The organism is Mucilaginibacter sp. SMC90 (genome assembly GCF_022811725.1).
GTDB lineage: Bacteria > Bacteroidota > Bacteroidia > Sphingobacteriales > Sphingobacteriaceae > Mucilaginibacter.
Window position 1 is genome coordinate 3,351,792 of the sequence record NZ_CP094527.1, and the last position, 23,904, is coordinate 3,375,695.

25 protein-coding genes are annotated in these 23,904 nt (G+C 39.3%); 15 read left to right on the top strand and 10 right to left on the bottom strand.

All coding sequences use genetic code 11. The features are described 5' to 3' along the window. On the bottom strand, window positions 1-1,158 hold the full coding sequence (gene dinB, locus MTO98_RS14170) for a DNA polymerase IV (protein WP_243487260.1): 1,158 nt from the start codon (window positions 1,156-1,158) through the stop codon (window positions 1-3). 156 nt (window positions 1,159-1,314) lie between these two features. On the opposite strand from dinB, the gene MTO98_RS14175 reads away from it, so the two are divergent. The 6 genes from MTO98_RS14175 to MTO98_RS14200 all read left to right on the top strand — a co-directional run bounded on the left by MTO98_RS14175 (window position 1,315) and on the right by MTO98_RS14200 (window position 6,416). Beyond that, window positions 1,315-1,791, top strand: coding sequence for a hypothetical protein (locus MTO98_RS14175; protein ID WP_243487261.1), 477 nt, complete (start codon window positions 1,315-1,317; stop codon window positions 1,789-1,791). 6 nt (window positions 1,792-1,797) lie between these two features. Beyond that, window positions 1,798-2,601, top strand: a complete 804-nt coding sequence (locus MTO98_RS14180; protein ID WP_091207620.1) for an SOS response-associated peptidase — start codon at window positions 1,798-1,800, stop codon at window positions 2,599-2,601. Between the two features lie 60 nt (window positions 2,602-2,661). Beyond that, the gene (locus tag MTO98_RS14185) at window positions 2,662-3,552 is read left to right on the top strand and encodes a DUF72 domain-containing protein (RefSeq protein ID WP_091207616.1); all 891 of its coding nucleotides are present in this window, start codon (window positions 2,662-2,664) and stop codon (window positions 3,550-3,552) included. A 6-nt stretch (window positions 3,553-3,558) separates the two neighbouring features. Continuing rightward, a complete protein-coding gene (locus MTO98_RS14190) occupies window positions 3,559-3,786 on the top strand; it encodes a hypothetical protein (RefSeq protein WP_091207613.1) in 228 nt (75 codons plus the stop codon). Between the two features lie 15 nt (window positions 3,787-3,801). Further along, complete coding sequence (locus MTO98_RS14195) at window positions 3,802-4,575, top strand: DNA-formamidopyrimidine glycosylase family protein (protein ID WP_091207611.1); 774 nt, start codon at window positions 3,802-3,804, stop codon at window positions 4,573-4,575. A 212-nt stretch (window positions 4,576-4,787) separates the two neighbouring features. Then, complete coding sequence (locus MTO98_RS14200; RefSeq protein WP_167667794.1) at window positions 4,788-6,416, top strand: DUF4209 domain-containing protein; 1,629 nt, start codon at window positions 4,788-4,790, stop codon at window positions 6,414-6,416. A 98-nt stretch (window positions 6,417-6,514) separates the two neighbouring features. Here the strand turns inward: MTO98_RS14200 and MTO98_RS14205 are convergent, their stop codons facing one another. The 3 genes from MTO98_RS14205 to MTO98_RS14215 all read right to left on the bottom strand — a co-directional run bounded on the left by MTO98_RS14205 (window position 6,515) and on the right by MTO98_RS14215 (window position 8,652). Further along, a complete protein-coding gene (locus MTO98_RS14205; protein ID WP_143065071.1) occupies window positions 6,515-7,684 on the bottom strand; it encodes a hypothetical protein in 1,170 nt (389 codons plus the stop codon). Between the two features lie 212 nt (window positions 7,685-7,896). Beyond that, on the bottom strand, window positions 7,897-8,121 hold the full coding sequence (locus tag MTO98_RS14210) for a helix-turn-helix domain-containing protein (RefSeq protein ID WP_091207602.1): 225 nt from the start codon (window positions 8,119-8,121) through the stop codon (window positions 7,897-7,899). Between the two features lie 300 nt (window positions 8,122-8,421). Then, window positions 8,422-8,652 (bottom strand): helix-turn-helix domain-containing protein, encoded by a 231-nt coding sequence (locus MTO98_RS14215; RefSeq protein WP_091207600.1) that lies wholly within the window; start codon window positions 8,650-8,652, stop codon window positions 8,422-8,424. 307 nt (window positions 8,653-8,959) lie between these two features. On the opposite strand from MTO98_RS14215, the gene MTO98_RS14220 reads away from it, so the two are divergent. The 6 genes from MTO98_RS14220 (at window position 8,960) to MTO98_RS14245 (ending at window position 17,759) form a co-directional block, all read left to right on the top strand. Then, window positions 8,960-9,241: a hypothetical protein gene (locus MTO98_RS14220; RefSeq protein ID WP_091207597.1), complete on the top strand. Its 282-nt coding sequence runs from the start codon at window positions 8,960-8,962 to the stop codon at window positions 9,239-9,241. A 54-nt stretch (window positions 9,242-9,295) separates the two neighbouring features. After that, the gene (locus MTO98_RS14225; RefSeq protein WP_091207595.1) at window positions 9,296-9,895 is read left to right on the top strand and encodes an RNA polymerase sigma factor; all 600 of its coding nucleotides are present in this window, start codon (window positions 9,296-9,298) and stop codon (window positions 9,893-9,895) included. A 65-nt stretch (window positions 9,896-9,960) separates the two neighbouring features. After that, on the top strand, window positions 9,961-11,001 hold the full coding sequence (locus tag MTO98_RS14230; RefSeq protein ID WP_243487932.1) for a FecR family protein: 1,041 nt from the start codon (window positions 9,961-9,963) through the stop codon (window positions 10,999-11,001). Between the two features lie 75 nt (window positions 11,002-11,076). Next, window positions 11,077-14,790 (top strand): SusC/RagA family TonB-linked outer membrane protein, encoded by a 3,714-nt coding sequence (locus MTO98_RS14235; RefSeq protein WP_091207589.1) that lies wholly within the window; start codon window positions 11,077-11,079, stop codon window positions 14,788-14,790. Window positions 14,791-14,801: 11 nt separating this feature from the next. Next, window positions 14,802-16,208: a RagB/SusD family nutrient uptake outer membrane protein gene (locus tag MTO98_RS14240; RefSeq protein ID WP_091207586.1), complete on the top strand. Its 1,407-nt coding sequence runs from the start codon at window positions 14,802-14,804 to the stop codon at window positions 16,206-16,208. After that, window positions 16,209-17,759, top strand: a complete 1,551-nt coding sequence (locus MTO98_RS14245; RefSeq protein WP_091207584.1) for a TlpA disulfide reductase family protein — start codon at window positions 16,209-16,211, stop codon at window positions 17,757-17,759. Between the two features lie 42 nt (window positions 17,760-17,801). Here MTO98_RS14245 and MTO98_RS14250 read toward each other — a convergent pair whose 3' ends face one another. The 5 genes from MTO98_RS14250 to MTO98_RS14270 form a co-directional block, all read right to left on the bottom strand. Then, window positions 17,802-18,104 carry a hypothetical protein gene (locus MTO98_RS14250; protein ID WP_091207578.1) on the bottom strand — a complete coding sequence of 101 codons (303 nt, stop codon included), beginning with the start codon at window positions 18,102-18,104 and terminating at the stop codon, window positions 17,802-17,804. Between the two features lie 83 nt (window positions 18,105-18,187). Next, the gene (locus MTO98_RS14255; RefSeq protein ID WP_091207577.1) at window positions 18,188-18,640 is read right to left on the bottom strand and encodes a MauE/DoxX family redox-associated membrane protein; all 453 of its coding nucleotides are present in this window, start codon (window positions 18,638-18,640) and stop codon (window positions 18,188-18,190) included. Beyond that, a complete protein-coding gene (locus tag MTO98_RS14260; RefSeq protein ID WP_091207574.1) occupies window positions 18,615-19,997 on the bottom strand; it encodes a protein kinase in 1,383 nt (460 codons plus the stop codon). The genes MTO98_RS14255 and MTO98_RS14260 overlap by 26 nt, the downstream gene beginning before the upstream one ends. A gap of 53 nt (window positions 19,998-20,050) precedes the next feature. Further along, window positions 20,051-20,257, bottom strand: a complete 207-nt coding sequence (locus tag MTO98_RS14265; protein WP_091207572.1) for a DeoR family transcriptional regulator — start codon at window positions 20,255-20,257, stop codon at window positions 20,051-20,053. An 84-nt stretch (window positions 20,258-20,341) separates the two neighbouring features. Continuing rightward, entirely contained in the window at window positions 20,342-20,728 is a 387-nt protein-coding gene (locus MTO98_RS14270; protein WP_091207570.1) for a helix-turn-helix domain-containing protein, read from the bottom strand. A 122-nt stretch (window positions 20,729-20,850) separates the two neighbouring features. On the opposite strand from MTO98_RS14270, the gene MTO98_RS14275 reads away from it, so the two are divergent. Beyond that, the gene (locus tag MTO98_RS14275) at window positions 20,851-21,027 is read left to right on the top strand and encodes a hypothetical protein (protein WP_167667793.1); all 177 of its coding nucleotides are present in this window, start codon (window positions 20,851-20,853) and stop codon (window positions 21,025-21,027) included. Window positions 21,028-21,134: 107 nt separating this feature from the next. On the opposite strand, the gene MTO98_RS14280 is transcribed toward MTO98_RS14275, so the two are convergent. Next, window positions 21,135-21,728 (bottom strand): rhomboid family intramembrane serine protease, encoded by a 594-nt coding sequence (locus MTO98_RS14280; protein WP_091207567.1) that lies wholly within the window; start codon window positions 21,726-21,728, stop codon window positions 21,135-21,137. A gap of 195 nt (window positions 21,729-21,923) precedes the next feature. Here MTO98_RS14280 and MTO98_RS14285 point away from each other — a divergent pair, with 195 nt between their 5' ends. Together MTO98_RS14285 and MTO98_RS14290 are read left to right on the top strand one after the other, a co-directional pair. Further along, window positions 21,924-22,499: a hypothetical protein gene (locus tag MTO98_RS14285; RefSeq protein ID WP_143065070.1), complete on the top strand. Its 576-nt coding sequence runs from the start codon at window positions 21,924-21,926 to the stop codon at window positions 22,497-22,499. Window positions 22,500-22,590: 91 nt separating this feature from the next. Beyond that, window positions 22,591-23,898: a cysteine peptidase family C39 domain-containing protein gene (locus MTO98_RS14290; RefSeq protein ID WP_243487933.1), complete on the top strand. Its 1,308-nt coding sequence runs from the start codon at window positions 22,591-22,593 to the stop codon at window positions 23,896-23,898. Window positions 23,899-23,904: the final 6 nt, after the last annotated feature.

Sequence of the window (23,904 nt, forward strand, 5' to 3'; positions counted from 1 at the left end):
CTATAAATTAAGATTGATACCTGACGCCAGCTTGATGGCATCGGGGCCAAACCGGCGACGGATTTTATCCATCGCCTGGCAAAGACTGTATTGTTCTTCTGATTCCGTGTATAAATCTATCTGTTCAAAGCCATTGACCAGATTGGATAACCGCACACCAACCAGACGTATAAGCAATCGCTTTTGATAAGCCTGTTTAAAAAGCTCTTTAACCTTTTTGATGAGCGGAGCATCCAAAGCAGTATAAGGGATAGTGGCCTGTTTCGTCACATCTTCCCGCGTCGAATAACGCACTGTCACGGTTACACAAGCGGCCTGTTTTTGCTTTTGGCGCAGCTCGAAAGCCAGATCCATCACCATAGAGGTTAGTAAATAATTAATCGATACCAGGTCGATACTATCATTTTTGAATGTGGATTGCGTACCGATGGATTTTTGCTCCTGGTAAGGAATGATCGGCGATTCATCGATACCCTGCGCTTTCTGTAACAGCCAAATACCATTCTTTCCCAGTATGCTGTTCATGTATTCGGGATGTACCTGCGCCAGTTCGTGAATCCGCTTGATACCCATATCACTCAGTTTCACAAAGGTTTTCTCGCCCAAACCGGGGATTTTCCGAATGGACAAAGGGTTTAAGAAAGGCTGTACAACAGCCTTTTCTATATTCAGTTCCCCATTTGGCTTACATTCGTTGGTGGCCATTTTGGAAACTGTTTTATTGACCGATAACCCGAATGATATGGGCAACGCCGTTTCTTTCATGACCATGGCGCGCAATTCTTTAGCATAACGCAGGGTTCCGAAATGCTTGTCCATGCCGGTCATATCGATATAATGCTCGTCAATACTGGCTTTTTCAATCAGCGGCACATTTGCTTTAAGGATATCCGTGATCTCATGGGATGCTTTGGAATACTCATCCATATTGCCTCTGATCCAGATGCCATGAGGACAAAGCATACGGGCCATCCTTGCGGGCATGGCGGAGTGAATACCAAATTTTCGTGCTTCATAGCTACACGAGGCCACTACACCGCGATCCGACAAACTACCGATGATTACCGGCTTGCCTATCAGTTCAGGATTTTTGCGAACTTCGACGGATACGAAAAATGCATCCTGGTCCATGTGAATGATTTGGCGGTCTGTGCTCATTTATGCCCTTGAATTATTATTACACGATCAGTTTTTAATCACATCATGATTGATTTTGTTCGTTTAGAAAACGGAGAACAAAACTAATACTAAAAATATTAGCAAATTGTTTATATTTGAAAATAATTTTGGAGGATAGGCTAAATGGCTGATAACTTGTTTTATAATCCATTTTTACGCATCAAGGAGGATACGATCCGGAAACTGATGGCGATGGGTAAACCGCATGTGGTCATCCAGCGTTTTCAATGGCCTGGACAGCCCTTACAGAAAACGTTTCTGCTTTCCGCTTATGAACAGGAATATGAAGCGCATTTGCATGAACGTGAATTGCGTTCTAATGAAGGTAAAGCACAAAACCTGCTCGATCTCACTCAATATCAAAATATAATCAAACTGCTCAAGCCGGCTGAAGGTATCGGCGTTTTTTTTGCCGGTACCATTGATGCGAAACATGAAGCACGTTTGCAAAAAGCCTATGCCAAAGCCGTTTCAGCGTATATCCATCATATCCGCATGAAAAAGGAAGATCACTACGATGTGCGTATATTTGTTGAATACGGGCGATTAAAAGCGGAGATCAGTTCAGGCGATCAAAGTCACACGGCGCTCTTTTATGATATGATTAAATAAATTCTCATGTGCAGGGATATTAGCTTTCATTCAGAAATACAAATAGTCACCAAGGATTTCCAAGGAATCAAACTGTCGCCCGATCTGGCGCATTATCCAAATGATATGATCCATGTGACATGCGAGAGCTTTCCCACTCATCCAATAGTAGTTAACCGGCAGATGCTGGCATTGGCTAATATGAGTTGGGGTGTTGTGCCGATATTTGTTGACGATCCCAAGCAACGGCAAATACAACGAAGAAACTACGTAAATGCACGCTCCGAGCGTGTCATTGAAGATAAAAGATCCTATTGGTATAAGTTACGCAAGAACCGCTGCCTTATTCCGGCAACCGGTATCTATGAACATCGTAAAGTTCAAGGCTTTAAAAACAAAATCCCATATCATGTCAGCCTCGTTGGTCGTGAACAGTTTTATGTTCCGGCATTGTACCAGGTAAGTCAGGAGGTCGATCATTCTACGGGCGAAATATACAGTTTTGCTTCATTCGCCATGCTCACTCGCGGGGCTAACGAGAAGATGAGCTGGATTCATAACGATGGCGACAACAAACACCGCATGCCTTTATTTCTGACTAAAGAAATGGAACAGGCATGGGTATTGGATGACTTAAGCGATGATGATATTGATGAAATCTTTCACTATAGCATTCCATCGGATCAAATTAAGCACTATCCGGTATTCTCGATTCGGGGAGGTAAAGCACAGCCGGAGGGTAAAGAGCGGGACGCGTTCTACGATTGGGGTGGAAAGTTGCCTGTTTACGACCAGGATGAACCTCCTCAAGTGCAATCCAATTTGTTCTGATCACGTGCAACCCGAAGACTAAGCCCCATATTTTTTAAAATCATTACATAACTTCGACCTATGAACTTTGGGAAAGAAAATATAGATATTTCAAGCTTCGATTATCATTTACCGGCAGATACTAACCTGACCACGGCCACATTAGCAAGCGAAGAGAATGCCAACCCGTTTGTAGCGCATGTTGGGGCACCTAAGTGGGGGTATAAAAATTGGTCAGGAGTCATCTATCCCCATTACACCAAAGACAAGGATTTCCTACAATATTACGTCAGGCACTTTAATGCCATCGAACTCAACGCCACTTTTTATCAGACGATGCCGCCGGAACGAATGGCCGCCTGGAAAGAGTTGGTCAGGGACAGGGCAGATTTTAAATTTTGCCCGAAGTTCCCGCAGAGCATTACCCATATCCGCAGGTTCAAAAATGTAGAACAGCAAACGGACGAATTTTACACGAGCATCGCGGTGTTAAGGGAAAATCTTGGTCCTGTATTTCTTCAAATGGCCGAAGGTACTTCACCAAAAACCTTTTCCGACCTCAAAGCATACTTAGTTACTTTGCCAACCGACGTTCCGCTATTTGTTGAGGTCAGAAATAAAAACTGGATTGATCCCCGGCATAGAGGTGATCTTTTTAGTTTTTTGAAAGAAACAAACATAGGCGCGGTTATCACTGATACCCTGGGTAGAAGGGATTGCCTGCACATGGAATTACCTACGCCACATGCGTTTATCCGTTTTGTCGCCTGTGGTGATGATCGTATAGATTATCTAAGATTGGAAGAGTGGGCCAAACGTCTGAAAATATGGAAGGAAAAGGGACTTCAGTCACTATACTTTTTTATTCATGCCGGTGACGCACCTTCGCTATCCTTGTATCAATTTTTTATAACAACGCTCAATAACCAACTGGGCCTAAATATCAATCTGCCAGGAAACACCCTTGATTAAATAATAATGGAAGAGCAAAACCCAGCATTTAATTTTGATTTGGTTTATGCTGGAAAAGTCGTGAACTGTAAGGTAGTCATGCAGCCACAAGGTTATGAGGTGATTTTCGATGGCCGGTTTATGGCGACGATCGCTCATACGGATGATTGGACGTGGATACAGGAATCCGGGGTTATATTGCCGGACTCAATCATCGAAGAAATCGGCTTGCACGTCGAAAGTGAATACAAATAATTAAAGCAAATTCTTATGCCTGAAATTCCAGATTTGAACGTATTTAGCGCGAACCTGACCAAACGCCTTGTTGGTAAATCGCTTACCGCTATCCATATACTTGTTTCCCGCAAAATCAAAACGACTGAAGCCGATTTTGATGCAGCCCTTACAGGCCAAGTATTAACGGCAGTGAAACGAATCGGCAAACAGCTATTCTTTGAGTTCGGGCAAAATCACCTATTGGGACTACATCTGATGCTTTATGGCTCAATGCACTGGTATGAAGGCAAGAATGAAAACAAGTTTACTATCGTGGAATTGCTGTTTTCTGATGGTACCGGGTTAGCAATAACAGACTGGCAAAAATCAGTAATGTTAACCCTTGATCCGGTTATCTCCCCAGTGCCCGATGCCATGCAAATGCCGGATGGCTATCTGCAATCTGCTTTGAAAAAAAGTGCAAAGCCGATCAAAACGGTATTGACCGATGGTAAAACAGTTCAGGGTATAGGTAACGCTTATGTGGATGAAATCCTTTACGCCGCAAAAATATCGCCTTTTTCAAAAGCCAATAAAATTCCTGAGAGCAATATTGAAATCCTTAGTCAGGCAATCAGAGGAGTATTAACAGATGCTGAAAATCACATTCTTTTTCTTTTCCCGGACACCATCACTGAAAAAGAGCGCGATTTTTTACAGGTACACCGCCCGAAACAAACACTTACGCTTAACGGTGAACCTATTCTTAAAGCAGAACTTGATAAACGTAAGACATATTATACTGGAAGTCAGCAATTATTTGAGTAAAACGCGGTCAATACGATATACCTCAAACTAAGGCTTTTTAAGCATATCAGTTTCTTAACATAATACATAGTTGACGCCATCTCTTTGAGTGGTAAACGACCGTTTTATGGTAAGGGATGAATTGTCAAAACAACCTTAGAGTTTGTTTTGATTTTACTGCGCAGATAGACTGCGCATCTATTTACGTAATTTGTTCTATAATTTCAATCACCATGGAACAAGTTCAGTTAACCGTGCCTGACGGCATTTTTAAAGGTAAATTACATGCTGCGATTTGGCAGCTTCAAAATAAAAGTGATTTCGATAAGCAATTGATCGACGATTTGCTGCTAATCCTGAAAATGGATCTCAGACAGATTAGCGAAGAAATGCTCAGGGAAAATTATAAACCCGAAACGGTAGAGCGCTTTACTAAAATCGACATCATACCAATTACTAATAATAAAGAATTACTTGCCAGAGTACTGGATATACAAATAGTACTTAATCGCACACTGATTGGCAAACATCTCAAAAATGTCGCTGGCTACTATTATGATATTTTTTCGATCAAAGAAGATTTCGAGTATTTGGTTAGATACCTGGCAGTTATCAAACAAGCAAAGGCAATATTTAGTGGGCAGTTAACCGATATTTTTGACCGCCTTAAACCTATCCTTGTGAGCAAACCTTCTCCTTATTGGCTTTCCCGGATTTGTTTTGAGTTAACAATTGTTTTTGGCAAGGAAGAAAGCCAGAATCTGCTTAAAAATCTGTTAGAGAAACGTAAAGCTGAATATTTGTCAAAAAGGGAATATCAATCTGCAATTTGGTGTGTAGATGGGTTACAGGGCATAGGCGTGTTTAATGAGCAAGAACGCCATGTTCAAGCTGCACTTGTTTTGGAGCAGGAAGCTGATCAGATTGTTGCCGAACGTCAGCCCAATACATATTATCCAACACTTTCAAATAAATTGTCTGCTGCGCTGAATTTGGTTTTCGATGTTCAGGAAGGCCAGGAAGTAAAAAAACGTTTAATCGCGAAATTGGAAGCTGCACGATTGGATGACATCAAAATGGTAGCGGTTGGTGGTGCTAAAATAAGCCCGGAAATTGATTACGACAAACTTCTTGAAACCGTTAACCAGATGAATATTAATAGTTTTCAAGATGGTTGGCGAACGTTGTTAGGCATACCTGTTTTAACAGAAAGTCTTTTTAATCCTTCTGGCGCAAAGCCGGAACCCACATTTTTCGATCAATTTTTTGATACTTATATCCGATTGTCCACTAAAGGCAAGCCAATCGGTACAACTAAGGGCGACGCTGCTAAAATGAATGAAGCACGGTTAAATGCCAGAGAAATATTGATTATCCTCTTGAAAATGATCAAAAATAAGATGGATATTTTTGGTATCCCACCGGAAGAATTTATGCTACAGAATCTGGTGGATATAAAAAGTTCCTTTATACCCAATAGCCGGCTTAGGATTTATGCACGTGGTTTGGCTGCAGGTTTTGAAAACGATTTTTTATTGTCGGCTCACTTATTAGTTCCTCAGCTTGAGAATAGCTTTCGGCATGTGGCTGAGCTAAAAAAAATATCGGTAACGAACTACAACCAAGACGAAGAGTTTGAAAACACATTTGGCGGGGTACTGCAAAAGTTAACCGGCGTATTTGGCGAGGAGGTTATAGTGGAGTTACAAAGTTTTTTCCTTGATAGCTCCAATGTTAATTTTAGAAATGAATTGATGCATGGCTTCATGGATGAACGCCGTATCGAGCATTATGCCATCTATGCGTGGTGGTTGACTTTAAAATTTGTCTATCAAACCGAAGGGTATTTTAAAGAGGAATAATCAGTGAATTGAGACAATTGTTTTTACAACTGGTCAAACCTTTGCTATCGCTTGCGCTGGAAGAAAGGTTGGCCAGTTATACAAAGACGTACTAATCATTAGCAAAATTTTACATTTACGGCTGTAGTTCGGTTGCCAATATTGAAGCCTTGTAACACGCTTTTTAAAATGATGTGCGGATTCTTTTGAATATATGCCGCCAAACGATCCAATCTATCTGCATTGGGCACCTGGTTAATTACCTCAAATTTGTTTTTTGATGAACGGGTTACGGTAATGCTGAAATCAAACGATTTTGGTTCATCCTCTCCATCATTAATGACAGTTGCTTTGATCTTTTTCCCTTTATCTACTTCAATGATAGTTGTACTTTCTACCCGTATTTCTCTACCCACAAAGCCAGCAGCATATTTTAACCGCTCCGCAATCGGCTGATGATTGAGATGTTCATCAGCCAGCCAAAATAATTCATTAAAAAATTCCCGAATCAGCTTGTAAAACGGCTGTAAGAACTCGATGTTTTTGATACGCAAAACGTAGTAACGTTTAACCTCATCAACGGTCTCTGTCCATAAAGCAGCTTCGTCAAATTCCTGCTCCCAGTCAAGCATATGATTAGAGTCTTTAACGAATTTAGACAATTCGGTACCTTCAATATCCGGAAACTCGCCATTGTTGTGCATGATCTTATTTCTCAAAAGCCTTAAAGGTTGTAGTTTTTCTATGTAAGGTTTAATAGTCGTTACGTTCAGTCCGATCACTTTTTCAAGATACTTTACGATTCCATCCAGGTAGTTCTTTTGTACCAGATCTTCTACCGTCAAAATATGATTCCCTAACAGCCTCAATAACTCCGCAAATCTCCTGAACTGCCCCTCCAGTATAGAATACAGCATAGCAGTGGCAGATTTGTTATAATGGTCGATCATTTCTCGATGATTTCTATCGACAAATTCTTCAGCTGATTGCTCTTCTCCTTCAATATAGGCGAAATTGGCTTTGTGCGCTGCCCAAGCGTTCTTTTCGCTATCATCACCCGAGATTTCTTCATATGCTTCCTTGTAAACTTCATTAGCTGCTTTCCATTGCACTCTAAAAGTATTTTTAATCTTTTCTTTCTCACTTAGATATGACTGGCCATAAAGCGTCATTGTTGCTTCCACATTCCTTTCAAACGTATCAATCATGTCTTCGAGGTGGATCAATAAAGCATCAAAATCAGATTGAGGTTTTCCGTATAGGTATCGTAATGTTAATTCAAAATCCATGAGGTGTGCGATGATAGTTTACGAAGTTCGGTAGAATTCTTAATGTAGATAACGCAAATTTTAAGATTTAGCATTACCTAAAATCTTCGCGCATGCACCTGCTTCGAATTAAGGAAGACGAGAAAAGTGTTAGAGTGAAAAATAAATAAGGAAAAATAGAGCCAAGAAAATGTAATTAATTCACAACCGACTATCGGTTTTCAACGACACAATTAAAAATCCATTAATTCTTTAAGAGGTATGCCAAGTCCCTTAGCCAACTCACTCAAGCTGATAAAAGTCATATTGAACTCGCCCTTCTCATATTTTTTGATCGTAGAAAACTCCAATTCGCACTGCTGTGCAACCTTGCGATAAGACAACTTTTTCTTTTTGCGCAGCGAAGCAACATGCTTTCCAAAGCTTGTAAGAAGTAATTTATGTGCTTCGCTCTCCACTTAAAAAATTAAGAAAAGCGAAAATTGACTTTTTACTGCTTAAAAGTGTTGTAATATATTACAACACTTTTAATAATTTTGTAGGTATATTTAGAGACCAATTGATTAAACCCGGTATTCTAAAAACAACTGAATGCCATTCATTTAGCAAGGAATGAGGACTAAGGACGACAAAAAATTGCCGCCGACAATTGCCACAAAAACTGGCAATAAAAATCGTAGACAGCTATATTTTGGTATAGCTTTATTGTTATTATGGGGGCTAATATATATGGTTATTCATTTAGGTTGGATTAAAACCTAAATAGTGAAATTGAGTAATTCCTTCGGATCTACTTCAAGAGCCTTAGCAAGAAGTATTATTCGTGACAATTGCAAATCATACAATCCTCGTTCCCATTGAGAAATTTGGGAACCGTCTGCAAAACCACATTTGATGCCAAGAGTGTCCTGAGTTAATTTCTTCTTTTTCCGGACTGAAGCAAGGTTTTTTGCAAACTCTTTTTTTATGTTTTCGATGTCTAAATCCATCACCAATAATATGATGGGAAGTTCAGAAGTTTATTTCAATTAAAATTGGAGGTATAACTCCACTTTTAATTGAAATTATTATATTTGTTTTGCAATTCTTCTCGTAATAATTGAAGCAATTGCTTTTGTCTCGGAACAGAAACCCGCGAAATTTCTACCCGCGAGACGTAAGTGATAGCCCATACCATAGGTATATGCCATAGGTGTGGGCTCGCTTATCGTGGGTGGGTCCTTCGCGGGTACCTTGTTTCGGTAAGTTGAGTCCGCCCTATGGCATTTACATTCGACAAAACATTAACTGTTTAGTATGGGAGCAATAAATTTCGATAACAGTCCTTCCTTAGAAACACCTTTTAAAGATGTATTGGCTAATTTTTTTGTAGTCAATACTCCTGAAACCATGAAGGTGTTCGCCTGGAAAATCTTTCAATGCTGGACATTAAAAGATTGCAACCAGAAAGCGGAAATCTCCGACGAAAAGCTTGCCCTGTTCTTAGATCAGTTAATTGGCCTGGTGGCTGCTGCGTACAACGTTCACCAGGCTAACAATGCAGCCGAAACTAAGGAAGGGTTAACTAATCCCACGTAAAGCACAATCCGAACCTGGACGCTAATTATATATGAGTGGATAGTCAAGGCAGTTATGGTACTCAACGATGAAGAATTAAAGGTTTTAGTCATCGCGATAAAAAATGGCGACGAAATTGCCTTTGAAAAATTTTACGATATACATAGCCGCAATCTTTACAGCAGAATTCTGCGCATCATTAAGGATGAAGAAATCGTTCAGGAGATTCTTCAAGATGTTTTCCTAAAAATCTGGACAAAACGCGATACACTCGACCCCGAGAAACCAATAAAAGCCTATCTTTTTAAAATCGCCGAAAACTTAGTATATAAACATTTTAGAAAAATTGCTCAGGATCAAAGACTTATTGAGCAGTTAATAGAGAATAATATCGACTACGTATTACCAGTAGAAGATAAAATAATCGAAAGCGAAACCAAAATACTCATCAATAAAGCGATAGAAAGCTTGCCCCCTCAACGCAAGATTGTTTTCACCTTATGTCGCTTAGAAGAAAAGAGCTACAAAGAAGTAAGTGAACTGCTCGGGATCTCCGTTTATACCATCAACGACCACCTGGTAAAAGCCAACAAATCAATAAAGCAGTATTTTCTTGCCAATCAACATTTGGCTCTCCTGGTAATAATCCCTAAAATTTTCAACCATCTAAAATAATTTTTAATTCACAGCAGTGAGAATTAATTCAATTCGGATAATAGCATTAAACGACATTGAATAAAGTGGATTTAAAAGCCCTCCTTGATAAATATTTAAACGATCAATGCACCGCAGTTGAAGCAGCATTATTATTTAGTGAAATTCAAAAGCCCGAGAACGAATTATTAATAAGAAATTTCATAGCGGATGAATTAAAGGGTGATTCGGCTGCGGCTGACCGCCTATTTGTAAATGAGAAAGCTATCGAAACTGTAAAAATGTCGCTTTTGGCCTCGGTTAAAGATGTCAGCGGGAAGAGCAATAAGAACAATGATTTCAGTACCAGGTTTATTAAAATCTTTTTATCTGCGGCGGCAGTATTTATTTTGATGGCCAGCGCTACGATTTATCTCATTTACCGCTCTGAACTCACAGTAAATAAAACGATCAGAGCAGATTTCAAAATGCTGGCGACAAATATTGGTGAGAAAAAAAGAATACAACTTTACGATGGAACTACGATATGGCTTTGTCCATCCAGCAAACTTAAATACCGGGATCAGTTAATAGGTAAATTTCGTGAGGTTAGTTTGGATGGCGAAGCTTTTTTTCAGGTTGCAAAAGATAAGGCACATCCATTTATCATACATAGCGGAAACATGAAAACGGAGGTAGTTGGCACTTCCTTCGATATTACCTCTTATAGTAATCTCAAGATATTTTCAGTTTCTGTAGTTACCGGCATAGTGAAGGTAAGTTCCAATCAACCTCAATCTGCTCTTACTAAAAATGTTATCCTAAAACCTGGGCAAAAAGTCCTCTTTAACCGAAGCGATTTAGAGCTAACTGTTAGTTCGTCTAAAGTCCAGTCTGTTTTAAATAGAAAATCAGGTATACTATCATATAATGGCACACCTATTCAAGAGGTCATAACAGATTTACGACGATATTATGACGCGTCGATCAAACTTGGCGACAATACTTCAAGTTGCCTGTGTTTCGGAGACTTCGATACATCACAACCATTATCCGTCATTCTCAAGCAAATTTCCGTTTCTATCAATGGAAATGTCATTGAAGAGAACGGGGGATTTGTCATTAATGGTGGTTGTAAAGAGCCTTAAATAAAACGAAACCATAAGCTGCAATAGCCAGCACAGTACCACTTTTCCAGTCAAGAATTTAAAAACTAAAAAGAAATGAAAATTTACTTCATGGGAAAGCTATTGCCTTTCCATCCCTATGTGAGGCGGCCTCCGGCAGCCCTAAATCAAGTTCCCTATGCAATTTTCAAAACACTATTTAAACGCAACTTTAAAATGCCTATTAGACCTTTTTTACAATTAGCTTTTAAACGAATATGTCTTATTGCTCTATGTCTATTCGTTTTAATCCCTCTGACTCAGACTAACAAAGCTTTTGGTCAGGATCTCAGTAAATTAATTTCGGTTGATGTAACCGATAAACCACTCAAGGATGTTTTAACGATAATCGGAAAGAAAGCCAAAGTGGGTATTATTTATAGTAATGTAAGTGGAAACCTAAATGCGAAGTTAAGCCTGCATGAAACAAATCAACCATTAAAAAAAGTACTTACCGACTTACTTGTTCCACTTGATTTAGACTTCGACATAATTGGAAATCGAATTGTGATTAAGTCGAAAATTATAAATACTGAAAAACGTGATCTGTCTTCACAAAATTCTTCGCCAACAGATGGCCGGAACTTAAAACTTGTTCATGGCACTATAATAAGCGCAGAAACAAAGCTCCCACTGAACGGGGCATCCATTTATCTCGACAATAAGATAATCGCTCAAACAGATCCGTCAGGTGTATTTTACTTTCGTACCAGTGATACCACCGGAACTTTTCGAATTGTATTTATTGGCTACGCTTCACAAGAAATAAGTTTTGATCAACGGAAAACAGGGCCTTTCAATATTACTTTAATTCCTGATCAAACCTCCCTTAACGAGGTGGTTATTTCAACTGGCTATCAAAATATCCCAAAAGAAAGATCATCCGGATCATACGATCTAATTGATAACAAATTATTAAATAGAAACCCTGGCGATAATATTCTCAACCGCCTCTCTGGTATTGCAAGTGGCCTGCGTTTTAATGGTGAAGCTAATACCAATATCGCCACAGGTTCGGACTCCAGGTTTCTCGGCATTAATATTCGGGGAGTTAGTACACTCTCTGGTAATGTTAGTAGAGATCCACTCATCGTAGTAGATAACTTTCCTTATGAAGGAAATTTAAGTAATATCAACCCCAACGATGTAGAAAATATAACGATCCTTAAAGATGCCGCAGCAGCAAGCATTTGGGGCGCGAGATCAGGTAATGGCGTAATTGTAATTACTACTAAAAAGGGCCGTAAAAATCAGAAGATGTCAGTTGAGGTGAATGGAACACTGACATTTCAGAATAAACCAAATTTATACTACGATAGGAATTTTCTGCCATCATCGGATTATATAGCCTTGGAAACTGATCTTTTTAAGCAAGGCTATTTTAATACCGCCATAAATGATGTTTCTTATTGGACTCCCGTTTCTCCTGTAGTTGATTTACTCGCCGCAAGCCAGGCCGGCACCATTTCACAAGCAGATGCAGCAGCAAGGATTAATTCTTTAATGAATCAGGATGTTAGAAGGGATTACGAAAAATACATCTATCGAAAATCGGTTAATCAGCAATATTCCATTGGAATGCGAGGAGGCAGTGAGCAGAATGCATATACAATGTCTTTGGGCTATGTAAATAATCAAAACCCGTTGATCAGAAATGGATTTAACAGGTTGACGGTAAATGCACAGAACGTTTATACCCCAATTACAAATTTATCGATTACGACTGGTCTAAATTATAGCAGAAATGTCACTGCTCTAAACAATGCGCTAAATTATGGTACTGGAATCTCCGTCGGAGGCAATATTGCGGGAATATATCCTTATGCTCAATTTGCCGACAACGATGGAAATCACTTGGCCATTACGAAAGATTATCGGGCAAGCTATGCAACTAAAGCAACGTCCAGCGGTTTGCTTAATTGGCTTTATAAACCCCTTGATGAGTTAGGCTTCGGTGATAACACCACGACAGTAAATGATCTGGTACTCAATATAGCTGCTACCTACCGCTTTTTGAAGCATTGGAATATCAACCTCCAGTACCAAAATGAAAATCAACAAGTTGGTGGAAGGAATTATCAAAACAAGGATACATATGCCGCACGTACCTTGATCAATCAATTTACAAAATTGAATCCCGGCGCTTCACCAACATATCAGGTACCCGTTGGCGGTATATTGAATCTCTCCAATAATCAATTAATAGCCAATAATGGGCGTGCTCAACTAAACTATGATCAAACTTTTGATAATAAACATGAAATTACTGGTTTAGCCGGTGCAGAGATAAAACAGCTCCAAAATATTGGATATAATAGAAATTTACTGGGTTACGACGACGAATTTGGTACAGCTGTTCAAAATCTCAATTATAGCGACTATGTGCTGATCAATCCATCTGGTTACGGTGTTATACCATCTCCTGGCGGGAACATTTATGGCTCAACAAATCGGTATTTGTCCTATTTTGCAAACCTCGCATATACCTATGATAGTAAATACACGCTGACCGCAAGTGGTCGTAAAGATGGCTCAAACATCTTCGGGGTTAAAACAAATGACCGGGTGACGCCCTTGTGGTCAATAGGTGCAACTTATGATATCGCAAGAGAAAAGTTCTACAAAATAGATTGGTTGCCAAGCTTGCGTTTAAGAGCGAGTTATGGTTTTAACGGCAATGTTTACAATGGCTCAGCTTATGTTACAGGTAGGTACGGGGCAAGCCAAATTACGGGTGCAACAGCGATCTTAAACCTTACAGCACCGAACCCTGAATTACGATGGGAAAAAGTGAAGAATATAAATTGGGGCATTGATTTTGGGACAATCAATAACCGCGTTACAGGAACAATTGAATATTATATCAAAGATGGCAAAGACCTGATAGAAAGAATTCCGCTTTTTAGTTCAAGTGGCTTTTTAGCTTTTAACGGCAATGCGGCGTCAACAACAACAAAAGGGTTTGATATTACGCTAAACAGTAAAAATATTACTGGCAAGTTTCAGTGGATTACCAGTCTCTTATTTAGCACCTTAAAAGATAAGGTAGTCAGCTATGACCAATCGTTAACCAATACCTCTATTCAATCTGTATCCGGCATGCCCGTTGTTGGCCGGTCTATCTATGGACTATACAGCTACAAGTGGGCCGGACTCGATCCGACAAATGGCGATCCGCAAGGCTATTTAAATGGTAAGATTAGTAAAGACTATACAACTATCATTAATAACTTCAATTCCGATAGTTTAAAATACAATGGATCATTACGCCCAACTGTATATGGCTCTATTAGAAATGAATTTTCATACGGTCCATTATCCTTATCTGCGAACATCGGTTTTGAATTTGGCTATTTCTTTCGAAGACCTTCAACAAGCATCAATGCTGCAGATATCATCTCGGCAACCGGTTCTCAAAATATTGATTATCAACAACGATGGAAAAAGCCCGGAGACGAAGCCTTAACAAACGTACCATCAGTAATATATCCGTCAAATAACAATAGAAATACATTTTATAGATACAGCAGTGTATTGGTGGATAAAGCAGATAATATTCGACTGCTGGATGTTCGGTTTGCCTATGTATTAGATAAGAATACCTTAAAAACATTACCATTTAAAAAAATAGAGGTGTTCGCTTATGCAAGCAATCTTGGAATTATTTGGCGTGCAAATAAATATGGCATAGATCCCGATATCTCTGCTTTAGGATTCAATTCAATTCCTACACCATTTACTATGGCCATAGGATTCAATGCAAATTTTTAATCTTTTTTAAAATGACAATCTTATATACCTCAAAATATAAGCGGATACTTTTCAGTATATGCGTACTATCCCTTATTATAAATGCTTGTAAAAAGCAAGATGACTGGTTAAATGTAAAAAGCATAAAGTCTGATGTAACCCCAAAAACGATGGCAGACTTCCAAGCTATACTTGATAATGCTACCCAATTTAATACTTATGGTTCTATAATTGGCCTGATGGGTACTGATAACTTATATGTGCCTGATGTGAACCTGGATGCGGAACCTCAGTTGGAAAGAAATACATATTTATGGGCCAAAGATATTTATCAGGGAGCCACAGCGTATGATTGGTATTACTTATATCAATCTGTCGAATATGCAAACGTAGTATTGGATGGGCTCTCCAAACTTAAAAACCTCGACGGCAACCAGGTACAGGCAGACAATATCAAAGGACAGGCGCTGTTTTTTAGGTCTTTTGCATTTTACCAGCTATCTCAACTTTACTGCAAACCATACAATAAAGCAACAGCCACAGTTGACGCGGGCATTCCTGTTAGATTAACATTAGACGTAAATGTCAAAGTATCTCGTGGCAATGTTCAGCAATGCTACGACCAAATGATCGGTGATCTAAAACTCGCTATATCATTGTTGGCTACCTCACCGCTATATAAAACACGGCCAGCCAAACCAGTTGCCAACGGATTATTGGCAAAAGTTTATTTATCGATGGGCGATTATCTGAACGCGTTCAATTACGCTGATGCTGCCCTGAAACTCAATGGTGATTTATTAGATTTCAACACGCTTAGCCAAACGTCAACTGCACCATTCCCAACGTTTGCTCAAGGTAATGGGGAAATAGGCTTTTATGCTTATTGCTATGGCACCTCGATGACGGTCAATGCAAGTTATGCTTTAGGTAAAATTGATCCTAACTTTTATAACACCTACGACGATTCAGACTTACGAAGAGGCTTGTTTTTTACAACTGATGGAAAAGGCTTTTACAGACCCAAAGCCGGTTTCGCTGCGAGAGCAAACAACTTCTGCGGTATCGCTAACGATGAAATTTATCTGATCAGGTCCGAATCGGCTGCACGAACTGCCAATACTGTTTCTGCACTCGCTGATTTGAACCTGTTACTTCAAAAAAGGATTACTACAGCTGCATTTAAACCATTTACAGATACTGATCCCGAGGCATTACTTTCCAAAATTCTTTCTGAACGACGAAAAGAATTACCTCTTACAGGTAATATCCGATGGGAAGACCTAAGACGGTTAAATCAAGATCCCCGTTTTGCAAAAACATTACAACGAACTTATAAAGGTGTCACCTATACTTTAGCACCGAACGATAACCGCTATGTATTACCCTTACCAGTAGATGAAATTCTGCTTCAAGGGCTTCAACAAAACCCACGCTAAATGAAAAGGATATCAAATAAATGCAGACTTACACTGTTAATCATTATAACCGTCCTTTTATTGCCATTGTCGGCATTCTCTATTGACATTTGTAATGCTAAGAAAAGACAACTGGTTGAAATATCTGTGAAGTATCCGGAGGCGGAAAACGGCAATCAATTACGCTTAAGTATTTCGACTAATACGCCTATATTCAACTTAGCCGGAACAACAGAGTTTAAGGATATTGTTGCTGATGCCGATTATAAAGGACATTATAGATTTTATATAGATCTGACTCAAAAACAAAAAGAAGCCGGGCTATACATCTCAATCGTTGACTTGAATAATGGTACCGGCAAAAAAATTAAAGGCAATCGTACCTTCGCAATATTGTCGAATTATTATGCGCAATCGAGGGACTCAATAACCATAAAAATTGCCAGGAAACCAAAATACGGAAGTGGCTCAGCTGTAGTAGATAATTACCAGATTCGGTTCAAGGGAAAAGGAGCATTAAAGTATGAGTTGCGGGCCGGTATTGATTCAATTAAACAAAGTAAAGATTTAGCAAACGATTATTTGAATGCTGACTTGACCTACAATATGCGGAATGGGTTTAATGCGATTAGAGATGAATTAAGCACTAAACTTTCTCATTTTTCCAAACAAATTGATGATCAAGCCTTGGAAGAATTAAGGTTGCACGCATTCTATTCCGTTAAATCAACGGAGTTGGCTATAATAAACAATGCAGTAAGTAGACAGTTTCGGCAAGCCTCAGTTGCATCAAGATTAAAATTTGCTGAACAATTGGATAGGTGCGATACAGTAAAATGGTCATCTTTTCGAAGGAAATCCTTATATAACAGTTACGATTTTTGGGTTGCAGAATTAGAAAAATATCGTACTGTATCCCTTTTATGCTCGGGCAAATCTACACCCGACAGTACAGCAAAATATTTTAGAAGCATATCCGATAAAATGATTAAAGAACGGATAGCGTTAATCTCTGCAAATTATTTTTCAGCTTCTATGATGGACAGAGAAGCTTATTTACGAAGTATTTCTCCGCTGATTACAACAGCAGAGGGGAAGGAACAGCTTGACAAATTATGGAAAATTTCAATCGGTCAAGTGGCGTACAACTTCTCCTTGAAAGATATGAATGGTAAAAATGTAACGCTCAATCAATTTAAAGGGAAAATCGTATTTATGGATTTTTGGTACACGGGATGCGCGAACTGTATAAATTACTTCAATAATGCTTTAGCCAATGTGGAGGAGGAATTTAAAGGTCGATCTGACGTGATTTTTGTCTCCGTGTCCATCGATAAGAATGAAATACAGTGGAAGAAAAGTGTAAGATCAAATAAGTACACTTCAGCCAATGTGGTTAATCTTTACACTAACGGTCAAGGTATGTCAAATGAGACTATCCGATATTACGATATACATAGTTTTCCTTCGATCTTTATCATCGATAAAAATCAAAAGATTTTTAAAACAGGTGATAGCTTAAGGGACAAATCTGCCTTAATTACGGCAATTAATATGGCTGCTAATCAATAATGAAAAACCGGGATCAATTTAAACAACCGATCCCGGTTTTTTTTACCTCACAAACGTACCTTCGATTTCAGTTACCTGAGTGGGGCTTTTAGGAATCATTTTGCTTGCGTTCGGCTGCAATTCTGTTTGTATCTCGCAAACAGTGCTGCCAGAATTACAATGTGAGTTAGCAGTTAGCGCCGTAACCTGATAAGAGTTGGCGGTTGTTGCAACTACACCCCAGGTAGTACCGGCCTGGTGTTTAGGCGCATTCATAGCGTAAGCACCACCAACACTCATAATGGTTACGATAGCAACCATCGCAATTCTTGCTTTTTGTAAAAAGCTTTTTTTGTTGTTTAACATAACTTAGAAATTTAGATAAATTGTAATGCCTACTCTTTTCGCAGGTTTTCAGCTTTGCCCTGATTCGTTGCGCAGTGAATATCTTATAAAGCCGCTTTACTATAGGAGGCTTGGTTGGTTTGCTCATGTTTATGATAAATCCAAATGCCGAGAATGGCGAGTAGTAAAAAGAAAAGATTGAAAACCAGGTGCGCAGTCCAACTCATTTGTTGGAACACACCTGCACAGCCGCAGGGGACTCTCTCAAAAACGTTAAAAACCGCCAGGCTAACGTATATAGTAAAACTTAACATAAGAATGGCGGAGGCATATAAACCGAATTTCCTGGATTTAATGCGTAGTAGCGATACTCCGGTTATGATTTCCACCAATGGAACCCCGACAACAAGAGAAGGGTCAACTATTTTTGGAAATGGTTGGTTTCTGATCGCCTTGGTAAAATGATGCATGTCTACTAACTTGCTGAATGCTGTATAAAGGAACATTAGCGCCAGAAAATAAATGATAATTTCATACAGCCATTGAGATCGTTTCATGGTTCAGGTTTTTAATGTTGGATATTCTGTTTAGAACAGTAGCATGTACGGTTTGAATTGAAGGCCTGTCAGTTCTGTTATAGCTCAGGCATTTTAGGATGAGCTCCGTGAGTTCTTTTTCGTCAGTTAATCGAACCAATTTTGATTTTAGCTGATGATGGTTGGTGGTGATAAAGTCCCAGGTTTTGCAACCGGTCAACACAAAACATAATAAGGCTCCGAGGGAGTAAATGTCCTCTTTAGGATCAGGAACAGCATGCTGAACTTGCTCAGGTGCCACATACCCGAATGTGCCGAGTAGAAAAGGCGGGTTAGGTTCGCCTTTTTCAAGCGAGTAACTTAGCTCAAAGTCGATCACACATAACTTTCCATCATCCAATAGTATAAAATTACTGTCAGTTACATCGCGGTGAACAAAACCCGCTTCGTGGATGCTTTTAATCAATTCAATTGCCTGAAGAAAATAACCGAGTATCTTGATTTGGGTAGGATAATTAAGTTCTGTCCACTGCTTGCCAGCTAAAAAAGACCTGATAACGTTGCCGAGAGAATCACCGTCAGCGTAATTGAATACCAGGTAATGGTAATCGTTTGAGGTAAAATAGTCAATTACGTCAGGCGTATAAACTTTGCCTTTTAAATTTGCATGAACTTCTTTTTGCCATTCCAGCCGATCTTTCATATCTCGGTCGAAATGATCGTCCAGGGCAACGGGATTACCCTGCTTGATAAGGCACCAGTCAAACTTTAGTCCTTTTAGGTTAATAGCTTTGTAAATATTGCCTTTGGCTGCACTTCTTAATAACTGTATCGGCAGATAGGCTTTGCCAATCAAGCCCAGGCGATTTTTCTTTTTTCGGTATTGTTTTTTGTATTCAAAGGGGAACTTTTTAAGATCGGGTGCTGACAACACAAGTTCCTTGTTGTCATTGCGTACAACTTTTTGAATATAAATTACTTCACCGACGCGTTGCGCTTGTATAACTTCAGGTCCTTTATGAAATGCGGTTACAGTTTTTAACTCTTCTACCAATCCTATGGCCTCATTGAGGTTGTTCGGAAAAATAGTGATCACTTTACCGACTTCTTCATCACCGTAGGCTCCGGCATTTAACCGATATTGGTCATGCTGACCTTTTATAATCCGATAAGCGGCTTTGCTTTTCTTAAGTAACTGTAGGATGGCTTGTATAAAGGTTGGGGCATCCACAGTTCTCGAACTGATATGGATGACATAACCAGAGTCAGCCAACGGTTTACCAACTAACAGGGTTTTCTCATCCTCCTTAAATTTAATACCTGCGCTTTTTAATATCGGCACATAAGAAACGAGATGTACGGTAAATGCCTTTTCCATAGTAGCGATTCGTTTATGAATTCAAAACTATTCCGGCTGCGGGACAGAGATTGTCACTCTGTATTTTTGATGAAATATTTTTTTATTTTCTTATCATATAATATATCATGGCCCTTATCACGGAGGTTCTGAAGCATACGCTTAACAGTACGTGTACTGACATCAAATCGCTTGGCGACTTTTTCAATTGATCCAAAACGGCCTTTTTCGATAAGTTCTAAAATATATTCCAGGCGTTTTTCATAGGTTCTGTAATCCATAACCAATCCCTTTTTACAGTCGGTTTAGAACCGTAAAGATGAATCGCAATGGCCTAATGCGCAATAATTCAGGTTTTTAATTTATTAGTCCAGGTTTTTTGAAATGTCCCTGTAAACAATACCCTTAGCTAATGCCGATTCATGTTTTCCTTTTAACCGCTTGTTATTAGGTTTAAGTAGTTTGAAGAGCGTGTTTACATAACGCCCCAAATTGATACCTGACCCATACTTTGAAGGAGGCATTAACACGAAAATGGAGATTTCCAGTATTTCGGCAATTTCATATAACCTGGGAACCGTCAATACTGAGGTGCCGCGTTCGATATTGGAATAGGCGGGTTGTGATATTTCCAGCATAAACGACATATAGGTCTGCGAGTAATTCTTGATTTCCCTTTGGATGCGGATTCTTTCTCCTACACTATCTTTATGATGGGGCGTATTATCCTTATTAAAGCCGGTTGGTTCCATAATATTGTTTTATCCTATAAGCAAAAGTAATAAATCATAAGTTAAGCTTTTAGCTTCCCGGCGCACATCTGTCCAATTTTAGCCCGGTTCCTAATAGGGGGAATCACTAAAATTTTCAACGTATGAAAGACTTGACAGATGAACATGCTGATGAATTAAAGGGCGGCGCTGCCTCTGGTATGAGTTGTGGATACAACATCGTTGTATCTGCTTCTTTAGGTGGCTTATTTGGTGGCGCTGGTGCTGTAGTTGGTGCAGTGGTAGCAGCTACCGGGCCTTCGTGTCTTGGTTTGTGGTAACCAGCAAGTGGTAAGTATTTAATACCCTGCCTGATCGCCGGCCAGAATATACTTTTGGCCGGCTTTATTTTTAGGATAATTTAGCAGGCCTTTTAAGATCATATAATCTACCAGTGAACTAACTGGTCATGAAATAATAGCAGGGTGAAAATTGCACCCGTGATGGCCGAATAAAAATGTAGCTCATTGTTAACCATCGGATTCTTTGTCCTGAACTGGTAAATAATAAACCCGGCGACGAACAAAAATGCACCATAAATATTTTGAATACTTCCGAACATCGGTAAGTAAAAAGCGGCAACATGGGGCTGAAGGATCATATATCCAAACATACTCCCAATGGCGCTGCCTGATGCACCGGAACTGGAATAATCGAAATCCTTATGATATCGAATAGCTATAATTACGGCTCCTCCTAACATACTGATGAGGTAAATCGATAGAAAAAGAAAGCTCCCTCGGGCATAATGGCCGTGTAAATAGGTTTCCAAAGTACCACAGGCAAAGAAGATAACCGTTTCATTGATAATCAGATGTATAGGGTCATTATGTACGAAGTCGGCTGTAATTAGCCGGTAAACTTGCTTGTGGTGAAAAATACTAAAAGGGTGAAGCATGAGGTTGAACTTGACTATCGGGTTAATAAACCCAATAACGCTCGTTACCATGATGAGGGTCATGATGGCTATTGTTATCGGCATAGGTAGTAGATAAGGTACGACTAATATTATAATAATGATTTATTTAAACCATAAGTTTAATTTATAACTTATAATTCATACAAATAGGACATTTCCCGCTGTAATCAGAATTTTACCAAAAAATGTTATAACGTGCATTGCAAAGGTAAAACGATTTTAATAGCATTCATCGCACTTTTATCAACCTCATTCGCTTTGATTGCTTTGACTAACCGCCTGATCCTCACACCGGATTTTTATAAAAGAAGCGGCGATCTCCTGGGTTATGATGACAATGCCTTAACCACCTATGTTAATGCGCAAAAATGGCTTTACTTTTTTGAGATCATCTATCTCGGAATAAAACTAAGCCTGATCTCCCTGGTGCTTTACACGACTTTATATATTGCCAGACAGCCAATCCGCTTCTCAAGTATACTCTGCGTGGTGATTATTGCTGAATTTACTTTTGTATTGTCGGCATTGGGAAAACTGTTATGGTTCCATTATTTTATACCTGATGGTTCGTTGAGCGACTGGCACAACACTTATCTGTTATCCGCACTTTCATTATTTCCTGATGCTCCCGTCGCTTGGTACTATCCGCTGCAAACCTTAAATGTATTTGAAATCGCCTATTGGTTCATTCTGGCCATGGGAATGACAAAAATTACCAGACTCAATTTTGATAATTCATTACTAATCGTCCTGAAGGGATATGTCCCGGCGCTGGTCGTCTGGATGGCCTGCGTAGTGTTTACTACAATGGTATTTTTCCCATCGCAGGCCTAATAAGAAACAACTTATGACCCCAATCGCTTTAATTAAAAGAATCTTTGTAAGGCAAACCACAGATCAGAATTGTGGCTTAGCCTGCCTCAAAATGATTTTTACTTGCTACAATCAAGTCCCCCTAATTGATTGCGATTTACCAGGGCCGAATGAAGCGCTTTCACTGGCACAAATGAAAAAAATATGTGTGCAGGCATCCTTTCCGGCAAGGGCTGTAGAAATGGATATGGATACCCTCATATCTGTCAATAAACCGCTAATACTACACACCAGGAATGAGTATGGCCTTGATCATTTTATAGTTTGTTTCAGTTGCCGGAAAATTAAGGGTAAGCTTTATTTTCTGATTGCTGATCCCGCCCAACAGGTGACCTACTTAACATTAGACGAAATCAACAGGATATGGATATCAAAAGCGGCTCTTTATTTTGAAAATGAACCGAATTTTAAATCTGATAATTATCCTTCGCCCTGGAAGCTATTGCAGGGTATTCGTGCTTTTCCACTAATTCTGATCCCTGTTTTTGGATTGCTTTCAATGATCGCTGCTGCTTTTGGTGTAGGTTTAACCTGGCTATTACAACGGGGACAGATCTACAATAATTTGATGCAGGGCACTCGCATGGTTAGTCTAATTGTATTATTGGTGATCATTTATTTCGCCCGCGCCCTGGCAAATTATCTGAAGCAATTTTTGCTTATTCGCATCAATATAGGCATGAATGCTAAAATGATGCAGGCTATCATCTCTCGCCTTTTTATTAAGCCGCAACAATATAAAGGTCAAAGCTATAATATCTCCAACACCCTTGCCGATATTCAAAGAGTTCAGGCTGCTATTTCTGCCTTTATTGCTGGTTTGTGCTGTGATGGTACCTTTATATTCGCCATGCTCGGGGCAATTTTTTATATGATGCCATACGCCGGGATGATTGATTTGGTATGCCTCATCATCTCGCTTATTTATATTTATAGGTTTTCGTCTAAATATTCTTTTGAAATGGCGAAGCTGAATGATTTCTCCAGGAAAGCAGAAAGTTCATTAAAGGATGTTTCCGGCCTGAGAACGCAAATTTCAAATCAGCAAATGAGCGATGAGATCGCTGGCCAACAACTGGATAATTTCCGGCGTACCATGGGTTATGCAGAAATCCACGGCATGAAAACGGCGCGATTAACACTTTGGCTGGAGATATTGCAAACCCTCAATATGGCCATCATTTTCTTTACCTGTTATCAAACTTTCAATAATGGAGGCACATCCTACGATACCCTAATGATCGTTGTGATCCTCAGTTACATTATGTCCTCATTATTGCCGAAGATATTGAATGCTTTGACAGTTTTAGCCGAAGGTGCTGATGCTGCCATTCAAATCAATACCGTCTACGGCAATTAACTATTT

What these genes read in the sequence shown, in the direction of transcription:
- MTO98_RS14235 (WP_091207589.1), top strand. Translation starts at nt 11,077, where the DNA reads ATGAAAATTTACTTCATGGGAAAGCTATTGCCTTTCCATCCCTATGTG.
- MTO98_RS14260 (WP_091207574.1), bottom strand. Translation starts at nt 19,997, where the DNA reads ATGGAAAAGGCATTTACCGTACATCTCGTTTCTTATGTGCCGATATTA.
- MTO98_RS14220 (WP_091207597.1), top strand. Translation starts at nt 8,960, where the DNA reads ATGGGAGCAATAAATTTCGATAACAGTCCTTCCTTAGAAACACCTTTT.
- MTO98_RS14265 (WP_091207572.1), bottom strand. Translation starts at nt 20,257, where the DNA reads ATGGATTACAGAACCTATGAAAAACGCCTGGAATATATTTTAGAACTT.
- MTO98_RS14280 (WP_091207567.1), bottom strand. Translation starts at nt 21,728, where the DNA reads ATGCCGATAACAATAGCCATCATGACCCTCATCATGGTAACGAGCGTT.
- MTO98_RS14180 (WP_091207620.1), top strand. Translation starts at nt 1,798, where the DNA reads ATGTGCAGGGATATTAGCTTTCATTCAGAAATACAAATAGTCACCAAG.
- MTO98_RS14215 (WP_091207600.1), bottom strand. Translation starts at nt 8,652, where the DNA reads ATGGATTTAGACATCGAAAACATAAAAAAAGAGTTTGCAAAAAACCTT.
- MTO98_RS14275 (WP_167667793.1), top strand. Translation starts at nt 20,851, where the DNA reads ATGAAAGACTTGACAGATGAACATGCTGATGAATTAAAGGGCGGCGCT.
- MTO98_RS14255 (WP_091207577.1), bottom strand. Translation starts at nt 18,640, where the DNA reads ATGAAACGATCTCAATGGCTGTATGAAATTATCATTTATTTTCTGGCG.
- MTO98_RS14240 (WP_091207586.1), top strand. Translation starts at nt 14,802, where the DNA reads ATGACAATCTTATATACCTCAAAATATAAGCGGATACTTTTCAGTATA.
- MTO98_RS14245 (WP_091207584.1), top strand. Translation starts at nt 16,209, where the DNA reads ATGAAAAGGATATCAAATAAATGCAGACTTACACTGTTAATCATTATA.
- MTO98_RS14195 (WP_091207611.1), top strand. Translation starts at nt 3,802, where the DNA reads ATGCCTGAAATTCCAGATTTGAACGTATTTAGCGCGAACCTGACCAAA.
- MTO98_RS14225 (WP_091207595.1), top strand. Translation starts at nt 9,296, where the DNA reads ATGGTACTCAACGATGAAGAATTAAAGGTTTTAGTCATCGCGATAAAA.
- MTO98_RS14185 (WP_091207616.1), top strand. Translation starts at nt 2,662, where the DNA reads ATGAACTTTGGGAAAGAAAATATAGATATTTCAAGCTTCGATTATCAT.
- MTO98_RS14190 (WP_091207613.1), top strand. Translation starts at nt 3,559, where the DNA reads ATGGAAGAGCAAAACCCAGCATTTAATTTTGATTTGGTTTATGCTGGA.
- dinB (WP_243487260.1), bottom strand. Translation starts at nt 1,158, where the DNA reads ATGAGCACAGACCGCCAAATCATTCACATGGACCAGGATGCATTTTTC.
- MTO98_RS14270 (WP_091207570.1), bottom strand. Translation starts at nt 20,728, where the DNA reads ATGGAACCAACCGGCTTTAATAAGGATAATACGCCCCATCATAAAGAT.
- MTO98_RS14200 (WP_167667794.1), top strand. Translation starts at nt 4,788, where the DNA reads ATGGAACAAGTTCAGTTAACCGTGCCTGACGGCATTTTTAAAGGTAAA.
- MTO98_RS14290 (WP_243487933.1), top strand. Translation starts at nt 22,591, where the DNA reads ATGATTTTTACTTGCTACAATCAAGTCCCCCTAATTGATTGCGATTTA.
- MTO98_RS14250 (WP_091207578.1), bottom strand. Translation starts at nt 18,104, where the DNA reads ATGTTAAACAACAAAAAAAGCTTTTTACAAAAAGCAAGAATTGCGATG.
- MTO98_RS14205 (WP_143065071.1), bottom strand. Translation starts at nt 7,684, where the DNA reads ATGGATTTTGAATTAACATTACGATACCTATACGGAAAACCTCAATCT.